Below are 15,582 nucleotides of genomic sequence, written 5' to 3'. Positions count from 1 at the left end.
GAAGTGCTAGTTCTGTTGATGTGAAGAGAGTGCCTTAACTATATCCTCCGCAAATTGATCGATCTCATCCTCGGTCGTATCAAACGCAGTCATCCAGCGCACCAGCGATTCCCGCTCAGACCAGACGTGAAAGTAGTAGCGCTCGGATAGCGCCGCGATGCATTCCCGGGGAATCACGGCAAACACGGCATTCGCCTCTACTTTTTGCGTGATGTGCACGCCGGGAATCCCCTCAATCCTGCTTGCCAAGAGTGAGGCCATCCGGTTGGCATGGCGGGCGTTTTGAAGCCACAAGTCGTTGGACAGCAAGGCCTCGAACTGGGCGGCAATAAAGCGCAGCTTGGAACCGAGCTGCATGCCCTGCTTGCGAATGTACATAAAATCTCGGGCCAAGTCCGGATCGAAAAAGATCACGGCTTCCCCGATCATCAATCCGTTCTTCGTACCGCCAAACGATAAAACGTCTACGCCGACATCCGCCGTCAGCGCCTTCAAGGAGACGCCCAAATGAGCAGCGGCATTGGACAAGCGCGATCCGTCCATATGCAGCAGCAGTCCATGCTCATGGGCCAGATCGGCGATCGCTTTGATCTCCTCTGGCCGGTACACCGTGCCGAACTCCGTCGACTGTGTGAGGGAAATCACCTTGGGTTGACTGTGATGCTGGTCGCCAAAGCCAATCAGGTGCTGTTTGATCTGATCGGGTGTGATCTTCCCGTCCGCAGTCGGTACAGTCAGCAGCTTGCAGCCGGTAAACCGTTCGGGCGCTCCGCACTCGTCGACATTGAGGTGAGCCTGATCCGAACAGATGACGGATTGGTACGGCCGGGTGATGGCCTGCAGTCCCATCACATTGGCTGCAGTGCCGTTAAACACAAAAAAAACCTCAATGTTCTCACCAAAGTGTTCCTTGCACTTCAAAATCGCTGCTTCGGAATACGGATCTTTTCCGTACGAGGGCACGTGGCCAGTGTTGGCGCGAATGATCGACTCCAGCACCTCGGGATGAATGCCCGCGTAATTGTCGCTGGCAAAACTCTTTCGCATGGTTCTCTCCCCTTTTCCTATCTGTTGAAAGCCATTTCTCACAATGGAAATATTATACCAAACCTAATACTGTTTCCGGGCAAAGAAAAAACGGCTGTCCCTCCCAATCAGCGGGAGGTGTTCAGCCGTCAGGCATCCGCCCCTTGCTAATTATGTGTTTTTCCGCCGAAAGAGCGAATCGCAAGCCCACATCGTGCTTCCAGCCAACAGCAGACAGATCGAAGCCGCTAACAGGATCAGGTCAAGCTCGTACCCTCCGAGAAAACCGGCCGACAGCTTGGCAGTAAAGATCGCTCCCAGCATAACCAGCGCAAACAAGGCGCCAATCACCCGTGTGCCCAGACCCAAAATCATCAGCAATCCGCCAACCAGTTCAATCACGGCGACGATATAGGCCAAAATTCCCGGCAGACCGAGCATAGCGAAAAATCCGACCGTCTTATCGATCCCGCCCTGGAATTTGGACCACCCGTGAACGAGAAAGACCAACCCCAAGACCACCCGCAGCAGCAATAATCCGATATCTTCCCGTCTGTTCATTGACATCCCCCTGAAGATACAAACTGAATTACCACAAGGATGTACGAATGTTTGCAGGTTTAAACTTCTGTCCGGCATTTCGTCCGTTCACGGAAGCTGTGTTTTCCGCTATTCCGGGTAAAGGACATCCAGTGTTTTCAGCGAGCGGATCTCTTGCTTGTGGATCGCTGCGATCGCAGCTTCTTTGTTTCTCTGCTTTAACGCTTCCACTTGCTCCTGGTGTTCCTGGTAGGAAAGCGAGAGGTTGCTCCCGTGTGCCATCGACGACATGCGCAAGGGGCGTGCCGATCTGCGCAAGGATTGATACATTTCGGTCAAAATCTCATTTTGGGCGATCGAAAAAATGGTATAGTGAAATTCTTCATTCAACTCGTAGTAACCAGCGATATCCTGCTTTTCGATGGCTTCCGCCTGTTTTTCCAGAATGGCATCAAGCCGCCGGATCTGCTCCTCATCCACATGCTGGATCGCCTTTGCCATCGCGATTTCTTCGAGACGGTATACGGCATCGTATAATTGATGAATCTCTTCTCTCGAGAATTTCTTCACCACAAACCCGTGATGGGGGATGCGGGTCACGAGTCTGTCTTTTTCCAGCATCAACAGGGCTTCCCGAACGGGTGCTCTGCTGGTGTGAAATTCTTCGGCAATCACGGTTTCTATCAAATGCTCTTTTGGATGAAGGATGCCTTTTGCTATGCGTGTAGCTAGCTCTTCCGCTATAAACATGGGAGCTGTTTTTACCGCTTTTTTCTTCATTCCCTATGTTCTCCTTTTGTTCTTTACTCATTACTCAGTTAGAAACCCCTTTCTACTATACAACATCGCCGTTATCCTTGTATATTTCCAGGAGATTCCCAACTGAATGTTCGATCCCCTCCTTCCTCTTTGTCGAAAGCTTAGCGTAACGTCTCTTCCGAACGGTCTGTCGCCGGAGCAGGAGCAATGGACAATGCCGATACTTCGCTGCGCAGCTCCTGTGTCATGTTGAGTTCAAGCGCCTGCAGCGAAGATTCCAGCTGATCCGGATTTCTCGCCCCGATGATCGCCGCGGTCACACCCGGGTGTGACATGGCCCAGGCGACAGCCAGCGTGGCGGGATGAACCCCTCTTTCCTGGCAATAGGCGGTGAAGCGGTCTGCCACCTCGTAGTTCACCCTGTCGGCATACCGGTCCGCATACTGCTTTTGTTCTACCAGCCTTCCCTGAACCGGCTTTTGACTGGTACCGTATTTTCCTGATAGAAGTCCGCCGCCGAGCGGGCTGTAGGTGATGACACCCAATTCTTCCGACTGTGCGAGCGGAAGAATTTCTACTTCCGCCTGACGTTTCACCAAATTGTACATGGGTTGAATGATCTCAAACCGGGCCAGCTGTTCTTTTGCGGCAATGCCAAGCGCTTTGGCGATTTGCCAGGCTGCCCAGTTGCTGACGCCCGGATAGAGGATCTTGCCTTGGGATTGCAAATCGTCCAACGCGCGGATGGTTTCCTCCATCGGAGTCAGCTGATCGAAATGATGAACAAAGTAAAAATCGATCCGATCCGTTTTCAGTCTTCGCAGGCTGTTTTCGACCTCTAGCATGATGTGCCTGCGGGACAGGCCGCGAGCGTTCACATCCGTTCCCATCGGATTGTAGACTTTTGTCGTCAGCACGATTTCATCCCGGCAGTCCCTGATGCAGTCCCCGAGGATTTCCTCTGCCTGACCCCTGCTGTAGGAATTGGCCGTGTCAAAAAAGTTGATCCCCGCATCAAGGCAGCGGGTAAACATCGCTTTTGCCGTCTCTTTGTCGGCGTCCTTGCCAAACGACATGGTTCCAAAGCACAGCTGGGAGACTTGAATGCCTGTCTTGCCAACATTCCGATATTTCACGCGGATTCCTCCTTATCGCTTATTCGCCTGTTTCTCGTTCCCGCTTTAAAAAAGCGGCGAGCACCGGTTCGAGATATTTCATGAACAAATCAGGATTTTCCGTCATCGGGAAGTGTCCCATCTCTTTCATCACCTGAAAAGACGCACCCGGGATTTTTTCTGCCGTCTTTCTCGACATGTCCGGTGTGCACGAATAATCATACTCTCCGGTCAACAGAAAGACAGGGCATTCTTCCGTGTTGATCTGGCCGACGCGATCGGTCGCATCCCATTCCTCGCTGTAGAAGTAGATGTCCCCGTAGTAAATCCCCGGCGAACCCTGGCTGTAGATCCACCAAGCCCGTCTGCGCAGCTCTTCCGGACTTTGCGGAGCGAGAAGCCCGTACACATTGGTTGCGCACAGCTCCCCGCCGTTTACCTGGGGATGGAATAAGTACTCGTTGAACCGGCCTTCCGTCCGGGCTGCCGCCCCCAAGCCGATCACGCCGCGAAAACGCTCCGGGTACCGGCAGGCAAGCTCCAGAGTGATGCTTCCCCCCATCGAGCATCCCATTACGATCGGCAATTCAAGACCGACCGCTTCGATAAAGGCCATGATCGTCTCCACATACCTTTCCGTTGTCAATAAATACTGTTCCATCCACCAGCCGTCAGCCGGCATCGAACGCCCGTGGTACGGCAGATCAAAGGCAATCAGTTGAAATCTCGCGGTTAACTCTTTGTTGCGCATCAGGTCGTAGTACTGCCGCGAATCCGCACCGGCTGTATGAAGACACAAGATCGGAATGCCCTCTCCGGCCGTTTCGTAATAGATATCATACGATTTGTTCTGGATGGCTGCGGTTATATAGCGCCCCTGAATCACCTCCCATCGCCTCCTTGCACCTCGCGGGCGACCGTAAACAAGCGTGTCAGCGTTCGCATGTACTGCATGGCCATCAGCCTGTTTCCCTCGAGACGGCAGTCCGGGATGCGGGTGACGATTCCCAGCAGGTCCTGATAAACAGGCGGCGGGACAGGCTGGATAAATTTGTTCCAAGCCTCTTCCGGTCCCTCTATGCTGAAATCCCAGCTGTCATTCCAGGTAGGTACGGCGATCGAAGTGATTTTCCCTCCCAGGATCTGAAAGAGGAAGGAGCGGCCGCCAATTTTCCAGAGAAACCTGCAATGTACGTGCTTGGCAATCCACGACAGCTCAAGATCATGGTTTGCCGCTGTCTGAAAAAGCTTCATCCATTCCGGAGAAAAAGCCTGCAGATCACCCAAAATGATCAACCTCCAGTACGCGCATGTCATGGCTGGGCAAAACCTTGGCCCCCAGCTTTTCCATTTTGTCAAATGTTTGGAAATAATCCTCCAAACTCCAGTGGATGCCTTGTGGGATATGGGCCATCGACTGATTGCCTTCCCAATTTTCATAGACGCCGATGGTATCACTGGCGATCAGATACGGCCCCTCTTTTGTATCAACGAGAACTCCCTGAATGCCAGGCGTATGTCCCGGCAGATGCACCAAGCGGATTCCTTCCGTCAACGTCACATCTCCTTCGACTGCCTTCATCCGGTCAAAGGTTTTCATCCAGCTCGGGATGACACCCTTTATCCCAGCCTCGTAGTAACCGCGCTGGGTTGGCAGCGGTGCGACAGCGGCCATGAGCTCCTTCTTTTGCACGTAAAATGTGGCATTTTGAAACTTGTCGTTTTGAAAACAGTGGTCCCAGTGCAGGTGGGTATTCACGACGGTTTGGATCATCTCCGGCTGCAGTCCATGCTTCTGCAGCTGCGCTTCGATGGTATGCTCGGGCAGCCGCTGCAGTCCATGGTGGTACTGCCTGGCCCATTCTTCATCAGAACCGCCTGTATCTACCACAATCGGTTCCTTCCCGCCAAGAATCAGCCAGCCAAGTATGGGCTGGCGTACCTTCAGGCCAGGATTGACCTGGTAGAGAAGATTGGATGTTTCCATCGCCTCAAAAGTTCCGAGGTGAAGGGGATGGATGGTGTAAGACATGACAGAAATCGCTCCTTTCTTGTCATTTTCATCTTTCTACGATTATGCCGCCCCGATTTCCTCCAGTCGTTTTCCCTTTGTTTCCGGACCCAGGAAGAAAACAAGCGCAACGGCAACCCAGAAGAAAACGGCCATCGTGAGATAGATGCCATAGTAAAATTGTATCTGCATGAAGTAGCCAAACAAAACCGGACTAAGGGCGGCACTTACGCGACCGGCTCCTGTAGACCAGCTGGTTGCCGTCGCTCGAACATGTGAAGGATACAGCTCAGACGTATAGACGACGGTGCCTGCTACCCCCTGCTCGTACAGGAAAGACAAAAGGCAGGCTCCCCAGACCAAAAGCACGGGATTTTGAATCAGACCGAAGAGCAATGCCGCCACTCCCCCCAGCCCAAAGCCTACGTAGAACAGCTGTTTGCGGCCAAACCGTTCAATGGTCCAGAAAGCCGTAGCTCGTCCAAGGATCGCCGCGATGGCGACAAACAGCGTGTAGGTAAACGTCTTGGTCATGGTCAACCCGTACACACTGGACAGGATCGATGGCAGCCAGAGCAGGAAGCCGTAATAACCGAAGTAGCCAAAGAAATAATAGCCGGCCGTGAGTATAAATCTTTTTAGATATTTGGGCTCGAAAAGCGCGCGAATGCCTGCTTTTTCTTCGGTTAACGGCTGCAGCTCCAAATTCGCCACATCCTGTTCCGTTGCCCCAAGCTTTTTCAACACCTCTTTCGTCTCGTCCAGACGCCCTTTCGAAGACAGCCATCTTGGAGACTCCGGCACCTTCCAGCGAATCAGAAAACTGAGCAGCGCTGGAACGACACCGGCGATGAAGAGAACCCGCCATCCGTAAACGGTTACATAATGAAGCGAAAGCACGGCTGCGATCAGCATGCCGACAGGCCATAACACCGTTAATACAGAGGTAAATCGTCCTCGATGCTTTGTCGAGATGTATTCTGAAGTCAGCGCAGTATCGACCGGTATCATCCCGCCCAGACATAGTCCCGTGACGAACCGGAGGATCCCAAATGTGTAGACGTCATTTGTAAGCGCTGTCAAACCAGTCAAGAGGCTAAACCCAAGCAACGTGCCGATAAAGCCTACTTTCCTGCCAAACTTGTCGGTAATCGGTCCCCAGAGAATGGCTCCCAGGAACATTCCCCATAGCCCCGTGGACTGCAGGATGCCGTTCACCACGGGGGAAATATTCCATTCTTGGATGATCGACGGCATCGCGTAAGAAACGATGTAGGTATCGAACGAATCAAACATAAATCCAAGTGCCGCGGCAATTACGACGAAAATATGCGTATTCGAAATGGACAACTTCTCGATGACGCTGTCGACCGTGCAGCTGGGCTGCAGGTCGGCGTACTTCTTGTTCGTGTATTCGGCCATTATGAATCCCCCTCAGATAGCGTGATGTTGGTCATCCTCTCCAAAAAAGCGGCGATCTCCGTATGATCCGGGTGACCCGGCAAAGAGTGCAAGGCCATCTCGTAGATTTGTTCGACGAGCCCGCCCAGCAGCAAAGGAATTTTTTGATCGCGAGCAATCAAGTTTACCATTCTGACATCCTTTTGCAGCAGTTCGAGAGAAAACCCGGAGTTAAACTGCCGAGTTGTCACAAACGTCGGGAATTTATAATGAGTGGAAAAGCTTTGGCCAGAGCTTTGGTTGATCGTCTCCAGCGCAGTGTTCAAATCGAGCCCCAGTTTTTTGCAAAGAATCATCGCCTCAGCAGTGGCGTACATCGAAGTGGCCGAGAGATAGTTGTTGATCGCTTTCAGGGCGTGCCCGGCCCCGGTTTCTCCGACCAAATTGATCGTTTTGCCCATGCATTGCAGAATCGGCAGCGCTCTGGCAAAGTCCGCTTCAGAGCCACCGGCCATGATGGTCAGATTCGCTGCTTTGGCGCCTTTCACACCGCCTGAAACCGGTGCGTCGATCATCGTCAAGCCCGCTTCTTCTGCCCTCTTGGCCAGCCGCTGCGTGGAAAGCGCATAGGAACTGCCCATGTCGATGATCATTCCGCCCGGTTTCATGTTCTGAAACAAACCAGCCTCACCTTCGGCAACCGCTTCTACGGCAGCTGAGTTGGGCAGCATCGTGATCACCACTTCGCTTCTCTCGGCCAACTCCTGCACACTGGAAGCGGCAACCGCTCCTCTGTTGATCACTTCCATCGCCGCTTCCGGATTCGCGTCATAAACGGTAAGGGTGTAGCCGGCACTCAGCAAATGCTCGGACATCCACCTGCCCATCTGTCCAATTCCAATAAAACCAATGCGAGTCATCGCCAAACATCTCCCTTTCGTTTACTCTTGTTGTTCACCTTGTGCCGCCAACTCGGCGTGCAGGGAGCCGATTCGCGGGTGTGCCCGGCCTGATGAGGTGACTGCAGCTGCAATGACGATCTCATCCGCTCGGGGAGCATCCGGAATTCGAAATTCGAAACTCATGTGATGGGAGCGGATTTTTGCATCCATTTTATGTTTAATCGCCAAATCGATCGAAGATCCGGCTCCTCCGCGCTTCTCGGCCGAGGGCAGCAGCGTTTTGGCATTTCCGCACACCTTCCGGAACTCATTGCCGAAAAGCATCGTGTGAATGATCCCTGAACCGTGCTCCACTTCCCCGTCCAGACCGACCAAAGCGGCCTTGCCATAGCCTTCACACTCCTCGCCCGACAAGCCCAAGGCTTCCAGCGCTTTTACCGGCAGCAGCTTTCCCAGCTTGGCAGCGTATTCTTCAATGAGCGGCTGCAGATCTTCCACGTATCTCCCTGCGTAGGGATTTTTGATGACGACGGCGGCTACCGCCACCCTTACCGGTTTCTCCGCTTGTTTAAACCCTTCGATGTACGTTTCTTCTACTGTCGTGACCATTTTGCGAATCTCCATGGAACATTCTCCTTTCGAAATGTTTATTGTCTACTTAATTGTCGACAATAATGTATTCATGTGTTTATCTTACTTTCTATTTTGATAAATGTCTACACTTTCTTTCCATGATTTCGATAACTCCATTCTCCTTTCCGAATACAAAAAAAGCGAGCTTTGCGCCTTTCGCGCATGCTCGCTATGATGCTATCGCTAACCTGCAGACCTGATTTTTAACGATCGGGCTTTCAGCTATGCCTCTACTATCACATTGCTTTTTGGCAAGGGATCCGGCAGGGAATGCCAATCCCGGCTCATCTCCTCCTTTGTCAGCAGGCACTGATCCAGCCCCCGCAAAATCTCTTCCCGGTTCATATCGATCCCGATAAAGACCAGTTCCGTCACCCGGTCACCAAACTCGGGGTCCCAGCTTTCTTTCAGCTCAGGGTGTTCCGCCTGCACAGCCTGCTGCTCCGCCCAAGGCAGCGCGGCTACCCAATAACCGGCCGTTCCCATCTCGATAGAAGGACCCGCCTGGCTCAGGCTGATGGCAAAATCGTTGCGGGTGGCAATCCAGGCAAAGCCCTTTGCCCTGACCACCTCGTCAGGCCAATTTTCCAGCCAGCGATGTAATCGGGCAGGATGGAACGGAATCCTGCGCCGATACACAAAGGACGAGATTCCGTATTCCTCGGTCTCCGGCGTATGGCTGCCCTTTTGCAGCTCCAAAATCCAGCCCGCCGACTGGCTTGCCCGTTCAAAATCAAACCGGCCCGTGTTCAATATCTCGCGCGGTTCCACCTGTCCGCGGGTCGTGCGAATCAGCTTTGCCGTCGGTTGAAGTTTGCGCAGCACTTGTTCCAGTTCTTGCAAATCTTCTTCAGGTACCAGGTCACACTTGTTGAGCAGCAGAACATCGCAAAACTCGATCTGGTCGATGAGCAAATCCACCACTTCCCGGGTATCTGTCTCGTCTACCGCCTGTCCGCGCTGCAGGAGGCTTTCGCCTGAGGAAAAATCGTGCCAAAAGCGGTAGGCATCCACAACCGTCACCATCGTATCCAGACGGCAAATCGATGAGAGATCAATCCCGTTCGCTTCGTCCACATAAGTAAAGGTCTGGGCAACCGGCACCGGTTCGCCAATACCCGTCGATTCGATCAAAATATAATCAAAGCGATTCTCTTCCGCCAATCGCTGGACCTCTACCAATAGATCTTCACGCAGGGTACAGCAGATACAGCCGTTAGACATCTCCACCACTTTTTCGTCGACCCTCGAAACACTGCTGTTGCCCCTCACCCATTCTGCGTCAATATTCACTTCACTCAGGTCATTGACTATCACAGCGACCTTAAGCCCTTCCCGGTTATGTAAAACATGATTCAGTATCGTTGTTTTCCCGGAACCGAGATACCCGCTCAGCACCGTTACAGGAATTCTTTTGTCTTCCATTAGGCTTCTCTCCTCAAATAAGAATAATTACGATTTAATATCCATTGCTCTCCCCTGCGACTTGAGGGTCGCCATGCCATGCAGCGCCGCAAACATGCGCCCCTTGTGATGTTACATGGGAAAACGAAAGCGTCGTTTTAAATCGTAATCATTACGGTTTATATCACATAAGCTACACCATTTTGCCACTGCCGTCAACCCGAAAAAGTCTTTTCTTTTTTTACAAAACGTAATGATTTCGTTTTACTGCAATATGCTATATACTATCGGAAGGACATTCCTTTTTAGTGAGCTGGAGGTCGTGTAGCGAATGGTAAAATGGCGCAATTACCTGTTGGAGATCCTGTTTCTGCCCATTATTGCGGTCGTGCTTGCTATTTTTCTGATGGACAAGACCGTTGACTTCTCTTCCTTCCATCTCGCGGCATCGCCTCGCTTGTTGGATGTCAAAACCCTGTTTCTCAGCATCTTGCTCGAAGCAATTCCTTTCGTATTGTTGGGCGTATTCTTCTCCGCGTTCATCCAAACCTTCGTCCGGGACGAGCAGGTTCGCCGCTGGACGCCCAAAAACCCGTTGATCGCCATCCCGTTTGCCGCTTTGTTGGGATTTTTGTTCCCGGTGTGCGAATGTGCGATTGTGCCGATCGTCCGGCGGCTGATCCTCAAGGGAATGCCTGTCTACGTCGGCATCGTATTTTTGCTCGCCGGCCCCGTCATCAATCCCGTGGTTATGGCGGCTACCTACATGGCCTTCCCGGCACAGCCTGATATGGTGCTGCACCGCAGTCTGATTGCGGCCTTGGTGGCTGTATCGACGGGCGCTCTGGTCAAGATCTTCCTGAAAAGAAATCCGCTGAAATGGGGCGCGGAGCTTGGCATCGAACACGAGGCCAGGCATGATGAGGCCAATCGGGGCAAACTGGGCGCGGTCTTCAGACACGCCGTGGACGAGTTTTTTGACATGGGGAAATATTTGATCTTCGGTGCTCTGGTCAGCGCTGTCCTGCAAGTCTACTTTTCGCGGGAGATCCTGACTGCCGTAGGGCAAACGCCCGTTTACTCCCACCTGGCCATGATGGGTCTGGGATTTGTCTTTTCTCTCTGCTCCGAAGCGGATGCCTTCATCGCAGCCTCCTTTGCCAATACGTTCAGCAAGGGCTCGCTCGTCGCCTTCATGGTGTTCGGCCCAATGATCGACTTCAAAAATACGTTGATGCTGCTCAGTGTGTTTCGCTTCCCCTTTGTCGCCAAGCTCATTGCCGTCGTATTCACACTCGTTCTCGCTTTTACACTTTTTCTTCCCATGTAAGGAGGGATTTTCATGAATGACAAGGCGATCAGGCGCCATTACCTGTTCCGCTGCTTCGTCCTAGGCGGGTTTTCTCTCGTATTGGCGAAGCTGTTGTTTACCGGATCGATTAACTACTACCTGGCTCCCCGCTTGCAGACGTTGTGCTATGTGACGCTGGGCATCCTGGTGTTCTTGTCTGTCATCAGTCTCGTCCAAGCGATCAAAGGGGCATCTGAAGACGAGTGTGAATGCGGCGGCGTACATACCCTGCCCAGCGGGTTTTGGAAAAACATCCTGATCTACAGCTTGTTCCTTCTGCCAGTGGCGATGGGGCTCTTCCTGCCGGATAAAGTATTGGGGAGTGAAGTCGCCCAGCAAAAGGGGATGAACCTGTTAAAAGGGGACGCGAAAACGGTACTGTCTGCGAATAAGGAGTCTGGGAAAACGGCCCCTGCTCCGTATGCAGGCGATGATAACCCGGACAGCAGCCGTTCGTCTAATCCCGATCCGGCGTCTCTCGATCTGTCCGTGGATCCTGATCTCCCGGACACCGCCAGTTCTAGCGATCCTGAACTGGCATCTCCCCAGCCTGTAGAAAGTGCTGCGGGAAAACCCAAGGATGATGTCGAACTGGAACGGATGTTCCTGGATGCGGGGTTTGGCGACTTCTATAATAAAACAGCGATCGCCATGTACAAACAGCCGGTCATCGACCTGAACGACAAAATCTTCTTGGACGGACTGACGATCCTCGATTTGTTTTACCAGGAATTTAACGGACACAAGCTTGAGATGACGGGATTTGTCTATCGGCAGCCGAGCCTGTCGGAAGACGAATTCGTGGCAGCCCGCTTCTCTGTCTCCTGCTGCGCCGCGGATGCCGTTGTATCCGGTATTTTGATCCAATCCCCCCAGGCGAAAAAGTACCCGACAGACAGCTGGGTGCACGTCAAAGGAACGCTTCGGATCATCACATACGAGGGGAATGATCTGCTGGTTTTACAGGCCGACGAGATTACGCCGGTCAAAGCTCCTGAAGATCCATATGTGTACTACCAGGGATTTTCGACTGAATAAAGGGAAAAGACACCCCTCTGAGATCACGAACCATCAAAGGGGTGTCTTTGGTCAGTTTACTTTTTCCAGCATTTTGCTGCGGAGTTTAGCGAGCATGTCCGCGGTCATCTTCTCCAGGTCGTATGTTGCCTGAAAACCCCATTCCGCTTTGGCCGCCGATGTATCAAGGGAGTCGGGCCAGCTCTCCGCAATCTCCTGCCGGACCGGATCTACGTCGAAATCCAGCTCAAATTCGGGGATGTGCCGCTTGATTGCCGCAGCGATATCCTCAGGTGCGACGCTCATCGCCGTCACATTAAAGGCATTGCGGTGGATGAGTTTTGATGAGTCCGCCTCCATCAGGCTGATGACGGCTTGCAGCGCATCCGGCATGTACATCATATCCAGGTAGGTTCCCTCCGCGATGTACGACGTGTATCTTCCGCGCCGGATCGCTTCGTAGTAGATCTCGACTGCATAATCAGTGGTGCCTCCGCCCGGAGGCGTCACGTAGGAGATCAACCCCGGAAAGCGCACGCCCCTGGTATCGACGCCGAATTTATGGTAGTAATAGTCGCACAGCAGCTCACCCGCCACCTTGTTGACACCGTACATCGTCGTCGGCCTTTGGATGGTGTCTTGGGGTGTCCGCTCTTTTGGCGTGGACGGTCCAAACGCCCCGATCGAGCTTGGTGAAAACAACTGGCAGCGAAGCTCTCTGGCTACCTCAAGTGCATTGACCAGCCCGCCCATGTTTAAATTCCAGGCGAGCAGCGGCTTTGCTTCGGCCGTCGCCGACAGCAAGGCGGCCAAGTGGATGATGGCGTCTACCTGGTATTTCTTCGCCACCTCAAACATGCCTTTGGCATCAGTCACGTCTACGATCTCATACGGACCTGGCTGATACTCGTCTGTTTCATGCGGTCTGATATCGGTTGCGACGACATTCTCCGCTCCGTAAATCTCTCTCATCTTCACGACAAGCTCTGAACCGATTTGTCCTAGAGCGCCGGTTACCAAGATTTTTTTCATCGCAAAATCCCCATCTCTTTGCCCACTTGCTCATAAATGGCCAGAGCCTGATCCAGCATTTCTTTGGTGTGGGCGGCTGTCGGCATATTTCTGACTCTGCCCGTCCCTTTGGGTACGGTTGGGAAGACAATCGATTTGGCATAGACGCCCGCTTCATACAGCTTTTTGCTGAACTCCTGGGTCGTCTTTTCTTCTCCGATAATACACGGCGTAATCGGGGTTTGGCTCTCTCCGATGTTAAAGCCGAGCTGTTTTAGGCCTTGCTTCAGGTAATGGCCGTTCTCCCACAGCCTGTCGTGCAGTTCGGTGCTGCTCATCAGGATGTCGATCGCCTTGATGCTGGCTGCCACATCTCCCGGGGTGAGTGCCGTGGAGAAGAGGAACGGCCGGCTTCTTACCTTCAGCCAGTCGATCAGGTCCCGCCGTCCGGCGACATATCCGCCGACGACGCCAATCGCTTTTGACAGCGTGCCAATTTGAAAATCGATCTTGTCGGACAGGCCAAAGTGCTTGACGGTGCCCGCCCCTTTTCCCAGCACGCCCGAGCCGTGGGCATCGTCAACATAGGTGATCAGATCAAATTCTTCAGCAACCGAGACGATCTCAGGCAGCTTGGCGATATCCCCGTCCATGGAAAAGACGCCGTCGGTAATCACCATGATTTTCTTGTACAGCCCGGATTCGCTCGCTTGCTTGGCTTTTTCCCGCAGGTCGGCAATGTCCGAATGTTTAAAGGTAATAATTTTTGCCCGGGACAGCCGGCAGCCGTCGATAATCGAAGCATGGTTTAATTCGTCGGACAAGATGGCATCCTCCTTGTCCATCACCGCTGAGATCGCGGCCATGTTGCAGTTAAAACCGGATTGGTAAGCGATTGCAGCTTCCGTATGCTTGAATTGGGCCAGTTTTTCTTCCAATTCTACATGAAGCTTCAGCGTGCCGTTAATCGTGCGGACGGCACCGGCGCCGACACCGTAGGTCTTGACGGCTTCGATGGCTGCCTCCTTAAGCCGCTGATCCGTAGCCAGACCCAAATAGTTGTTGGAAGACAAGTTAATCAGTTCTTTCCCATTGACCTTGATGACAGGTCCGTTTGCGCTCTCCAACGGGTCGATTTCATTGTACAGGCCTTCCCTTTTTAATCCCGCCAAATTTTCTTGCAAAAAATGCTCAAGAGTTTTGCTCGCCAAGACAGATTCCTCCTTCATGATATCCAAAGTGGTTTCCAGACAAACAAATGTCCTCCGTACGAGGACTAATAAAAACGCATTAAATCAATGATTTCTATCTTTAAAGTAGCATCTTTGTTTCTTGATGTCTATATGGCGCGGACAATATTTTTTTGTTTTCCCACTTATCGCCATGGGGTATTCACCCATTCATAACATCCCCTGTTTTAAGCAAAGTAGACGATTTAGGCTTCCTGTCATGAAAAAAACAGAAAAAGACCTCGATTCTCTACGAGTGTAGAAAAAGCAAGGCCTTTTTTCGATAGTGTCAAAAATCTCACAACAAAACTGTTGGCATGTTACGGACTTGTTACGCTTTTTAGGAGTTTCTATCCTTTTCGAGTAATTCTATGATTTTATCGAGTTTCTTTTCAATTTTATTTAATTGATTATTTTTTATGGAGGAATTGACAAGGAATCTTCTTATAAAAAGCGTAAGAGAAACAACAAACAAGGCAATAAGGCCAAAAACAATGCACAAATACACGATTGAAACTATATTTATATCATCCATATCTCACTACCCGCCTACTCCTATTTTTACAAGTGTTTTGGTTAAAATACCCAAAAACACAGGGAACTTCCTACATTTGTTTCATTCTTATACATTATATCATCAATCGACTGGTATTTGTTTCTTATTGAAAATGGATACCGCTTTCGCCGTAAACGCGGTAAAGTGCAACAAGAAAAAGGGAATCCTCCGCTCGAAGCCTGCGGGATTCCCGTGTCGCATTTTCCTTGTTTGGAAGATAAAATACTGCCTATTTCACGTATTCCAATGTCGTCGCCAGCAGCACTTCCGTCCCGGCCGTGATGTCTCCCTGACTGGCATATTCTCTCGGGTTGTGGCTGATCCCATCCAGGCAGCGGACGAAGATCATCCCCATATCAGCGATCTCGGCCAAGCACATGGCATCGTGACCCGCCCCGCTGACCAGTTTCGGCGGGGTAAGGCCTAGCGCCTCGGCGGCCCGCTCCATCGTTGCCATCACTTGCTCGGAGCAGAGAGTAGGCTTGGCTCGCTCGTTGATCTTCACTTCAGCGGTCAGCCCGCGGCGCTTGCACACATCGTCGACAACGGATTGGATGCGGGAAATCGCGGCGTCGCGCCGGTCCTCGTCAGTGTCGCGAATGTCCACGCTGAATTCGACCGTTCCGG

At 52.1% G+C, this 15,582-nt stretch carries 17 protein-coding genes; 2 read left to right on the top strand and 15 right to left on the bottom strand.

What is annotated here, in order from left to right:
* Positions 1–6 precede the first annotated feature (6 nt).
* From ACI7RC_RS24475 to ACI7RC_RS24425, 11 genes are all read right to left on the bottom strand, one after another.
* Positions 7–1,047, bottom strand: a complete 1,041-nt coding sequence (locus tag ACI7RC_RS24475; RefSeq protein WP_408110799.1) for a threonine aldolase family protein — start codon at positions 1,045–1,047, stop codon at positions 7–9.
* Positions 1,048–1,197: 150 nt separating this feature from the next.
* Complete coding sequence (locus ACI7RC_RS24470; RefSeq protein ID WP_408110798.1) at positions 1,198–1,587, bottom strand: DoxX family protein; 390 nt, start codon at positions 1,585–1,587, stop codon at positions 1,198–1,200.
* A 108-nt stretch (positions 1,588–1,695) separates the two neighbouring features.
* Positions 1,696–2,346 carry a GntR family transcriptional regulator gene (locus tag ACI7RC_RS24465; protein WP_408110797.1) on the bottom strand — a complete coding sequence of 217 codons (651 nt, stop codon included), beginning with the start codon at positions 2,344–2,346 and terminating at the stop codon, positions 1,696–1,698.
* 140 nt (positions 2,347–2,486) lie between these two features.
* A complete protein-coding gene (locus ACI7RC_RS24460) occupies positions 2,487–3,461 on the bottom strand; it encodes an aldo/keto reductase (protein WP_408110796.1) in 975 nt (324 codons plus the stop codon).
* Positions 3,462–3,480: 19 nt separating this feature from the next.
* Positions 3,481–4,326, bottom strand: coding sequence for an alpha/beta fold hydrolase (locus ACI7RC_RS24455; protein ID WP_408110795.1), 846 nt, complete (start codon positions 4,324–4,326; stop codon positions 3,481–3,483).
* On the bottom strand, positions 4,323–4,727 hold the full coding sequence (locus ACI7RC_RS24450; RefSeq protein ID WP_408110794.1) for a hypothetical protein: 405 nt from the start codon (positions 4,725–4,727) through the stop codon (positions 4,323–4,325). Before ACI7RC_RS24450 ends, ACI7RC_RS24455 begins: the two co-directional genes overlap by 4 nt.
* Positions 4,720–5,472: an N-acyl homoserine lactonase family protein gene (locus tag ACI7RC_RS24445; RefSeq protein WP_408110793.1), complete on the bottom strand. Its 753-nt coding sequence runs from the start codon at positions 5,470–5,472 to the stop codon at positions 4,720–4,722. Before ACI7RC_RS24445 ends, ACI7RC_RS24450 begins: the two co-directional genes overlap by 8 nt.
* Before the next feature lie 42 nt (positions 5,473–5,514).
* Positions 5,515–6,873, bottom strand: coding sequence for an MFS transporter (locus tag ACI7RC_RS24440; protein WP_408110792.1), 1,359 nt, complete (start codon positions 6,871–6,873; stop codon positions 5,515–5,517).
* Positions 6,873–7,778 carry an NAD(P)-dependent oxidoreductase gene (locus ACI7RC_RS24435; RefSeq protein WP_486303986.1) on the bottom strand — a complete coding sequence of 302 codons (906 nt, stop codon included), beginning with the start codon at positions 7,776–7,778 and terminating at the stop codon, positions 6,873–6,875. The genes ACI7RC_RS24440 and ACI7RC_RS24435 overlap by 1 nt, the downstream gene beginning before the upstream one ends.
* A gap of 15 nt (positions 7,779–7,793) precedes the next feature.
* Positions 7,794–8,378 (bottom strand): amino acid synthesis family protein, encoded by a 585-nt coding sequence (locus ACI7RC_RS24430; protein ID WP_408110790.1) that lies wholly within the window; start codon positions 8,376–8,378, stop codon positions 7,794–7,796.
* A 231-nt stretch (positions 8,379–8,609) separates the two neighbouring features.
* Positions 8,610–9,812, bottom strand: a complete 1,203-nt coding sequence (locus ACI7RC_RS24425; protein WP_408110789.1) for a GTP-binding protein — start codon at positions 9,810–9,812, stop codon at positions 8,610–8,612.
* A 310-nt stretch (positions 9,813–10,122) separates the two neighbouring features.
* Between ACI7RC_RS24425 and ACI7RC_RS24420 the strand changes: the two genes are divergently transcribed.
* Both ACI7RC_RS24420 and ACI7RC_RS24415 read left to right on the top strand, forming a co-directional pair.
* Positions 10,123–11,121, top strand: coding sequence for a permease (locus ACI7RC_RS24420; RefSeq protein WP_408110788.1), 999 nt, complete (start codon positions 10,123–10,125; stop codon positions 11,119–11,121).
* Positions 11,122–11,133: 12 nt separating this feature from the next.
* Complete coding sequence (locus ACI7RC_RS24415) at positions 11,134–12,180, top strand: TIGR03943 family putative permease subunit (protein WP_408110787.1); 1,047 nt, start codon at positions 11,134–11,136, stop codon at positions 12,178–12,180.
* Positions 12,181–12,231: 51 nt separating this feature from the next.
* Here the strand turns inward: ACI7RC_RS24415 and ACI7RC_RS24410 are convergent, their stop codons facing one another.
* From ACI7RC_RS24410 to ACI7RC_RS24395, 4 genes are all read right to left on the bottom strand, one after another.
* Entirely contained in the window at positions 12,232–13,191 is a 960-nt protein-coding gene (locus tag ACI7RC_RS24410; RefSeq protein ID WP_408110786.1) for an L-threonine 3-dehydrogenase, read from the bottom strand.
* Positions 13,188–14,381, bottom strand: coding sequence for a glycine C-acetyltransferase (locus tag ACI7RC_RS24405; RefSeq protein ID WP_408110785.1), 1,194 nt, complete (start codon positions 14,379–14,381; stop codon positions 13,188–13,190). Before ACI7RC_RS24405 ends, ACI7RC_RS24410 begins: the two co-directional genes overlap by 4 nt.
* 358 nt (positions 14,382–14,739) lie before the next feature.
* Positions 14,740–14,934 (bottom strand): DUF4083 domain-containing protein, encoded by a 195-nt coding sequence (locus tag ACI7RC_RS24400; protein ID WP_408110784.1) that lies wholly within the window; start codon positions 14,932–14,934, stop codon positions 14,740–14,742.
* 250 nt (positions 14,935–15,184) lie between these two features.
* Positions 15,185–15,582 (bottom strand): M20/M25/M40 family metallo-hydrolase (locus ACI7RC_RS24395; protein WP_408110783.1); only part of this gene is annotated, 398 nt, incomplete at its 5' end.

It is taken from the genome of Brevibacillus sp. B_LB10_24 (assembly GCF_046036945.1).
GTDB lineage: Bacteria > Bacillota > Bacilli > Brevibacillales > Brevibacillaceae > Brevibacillus_C.
This window is presented reverse-complemented; position numbering and strand designations above follow the sequence as displayed.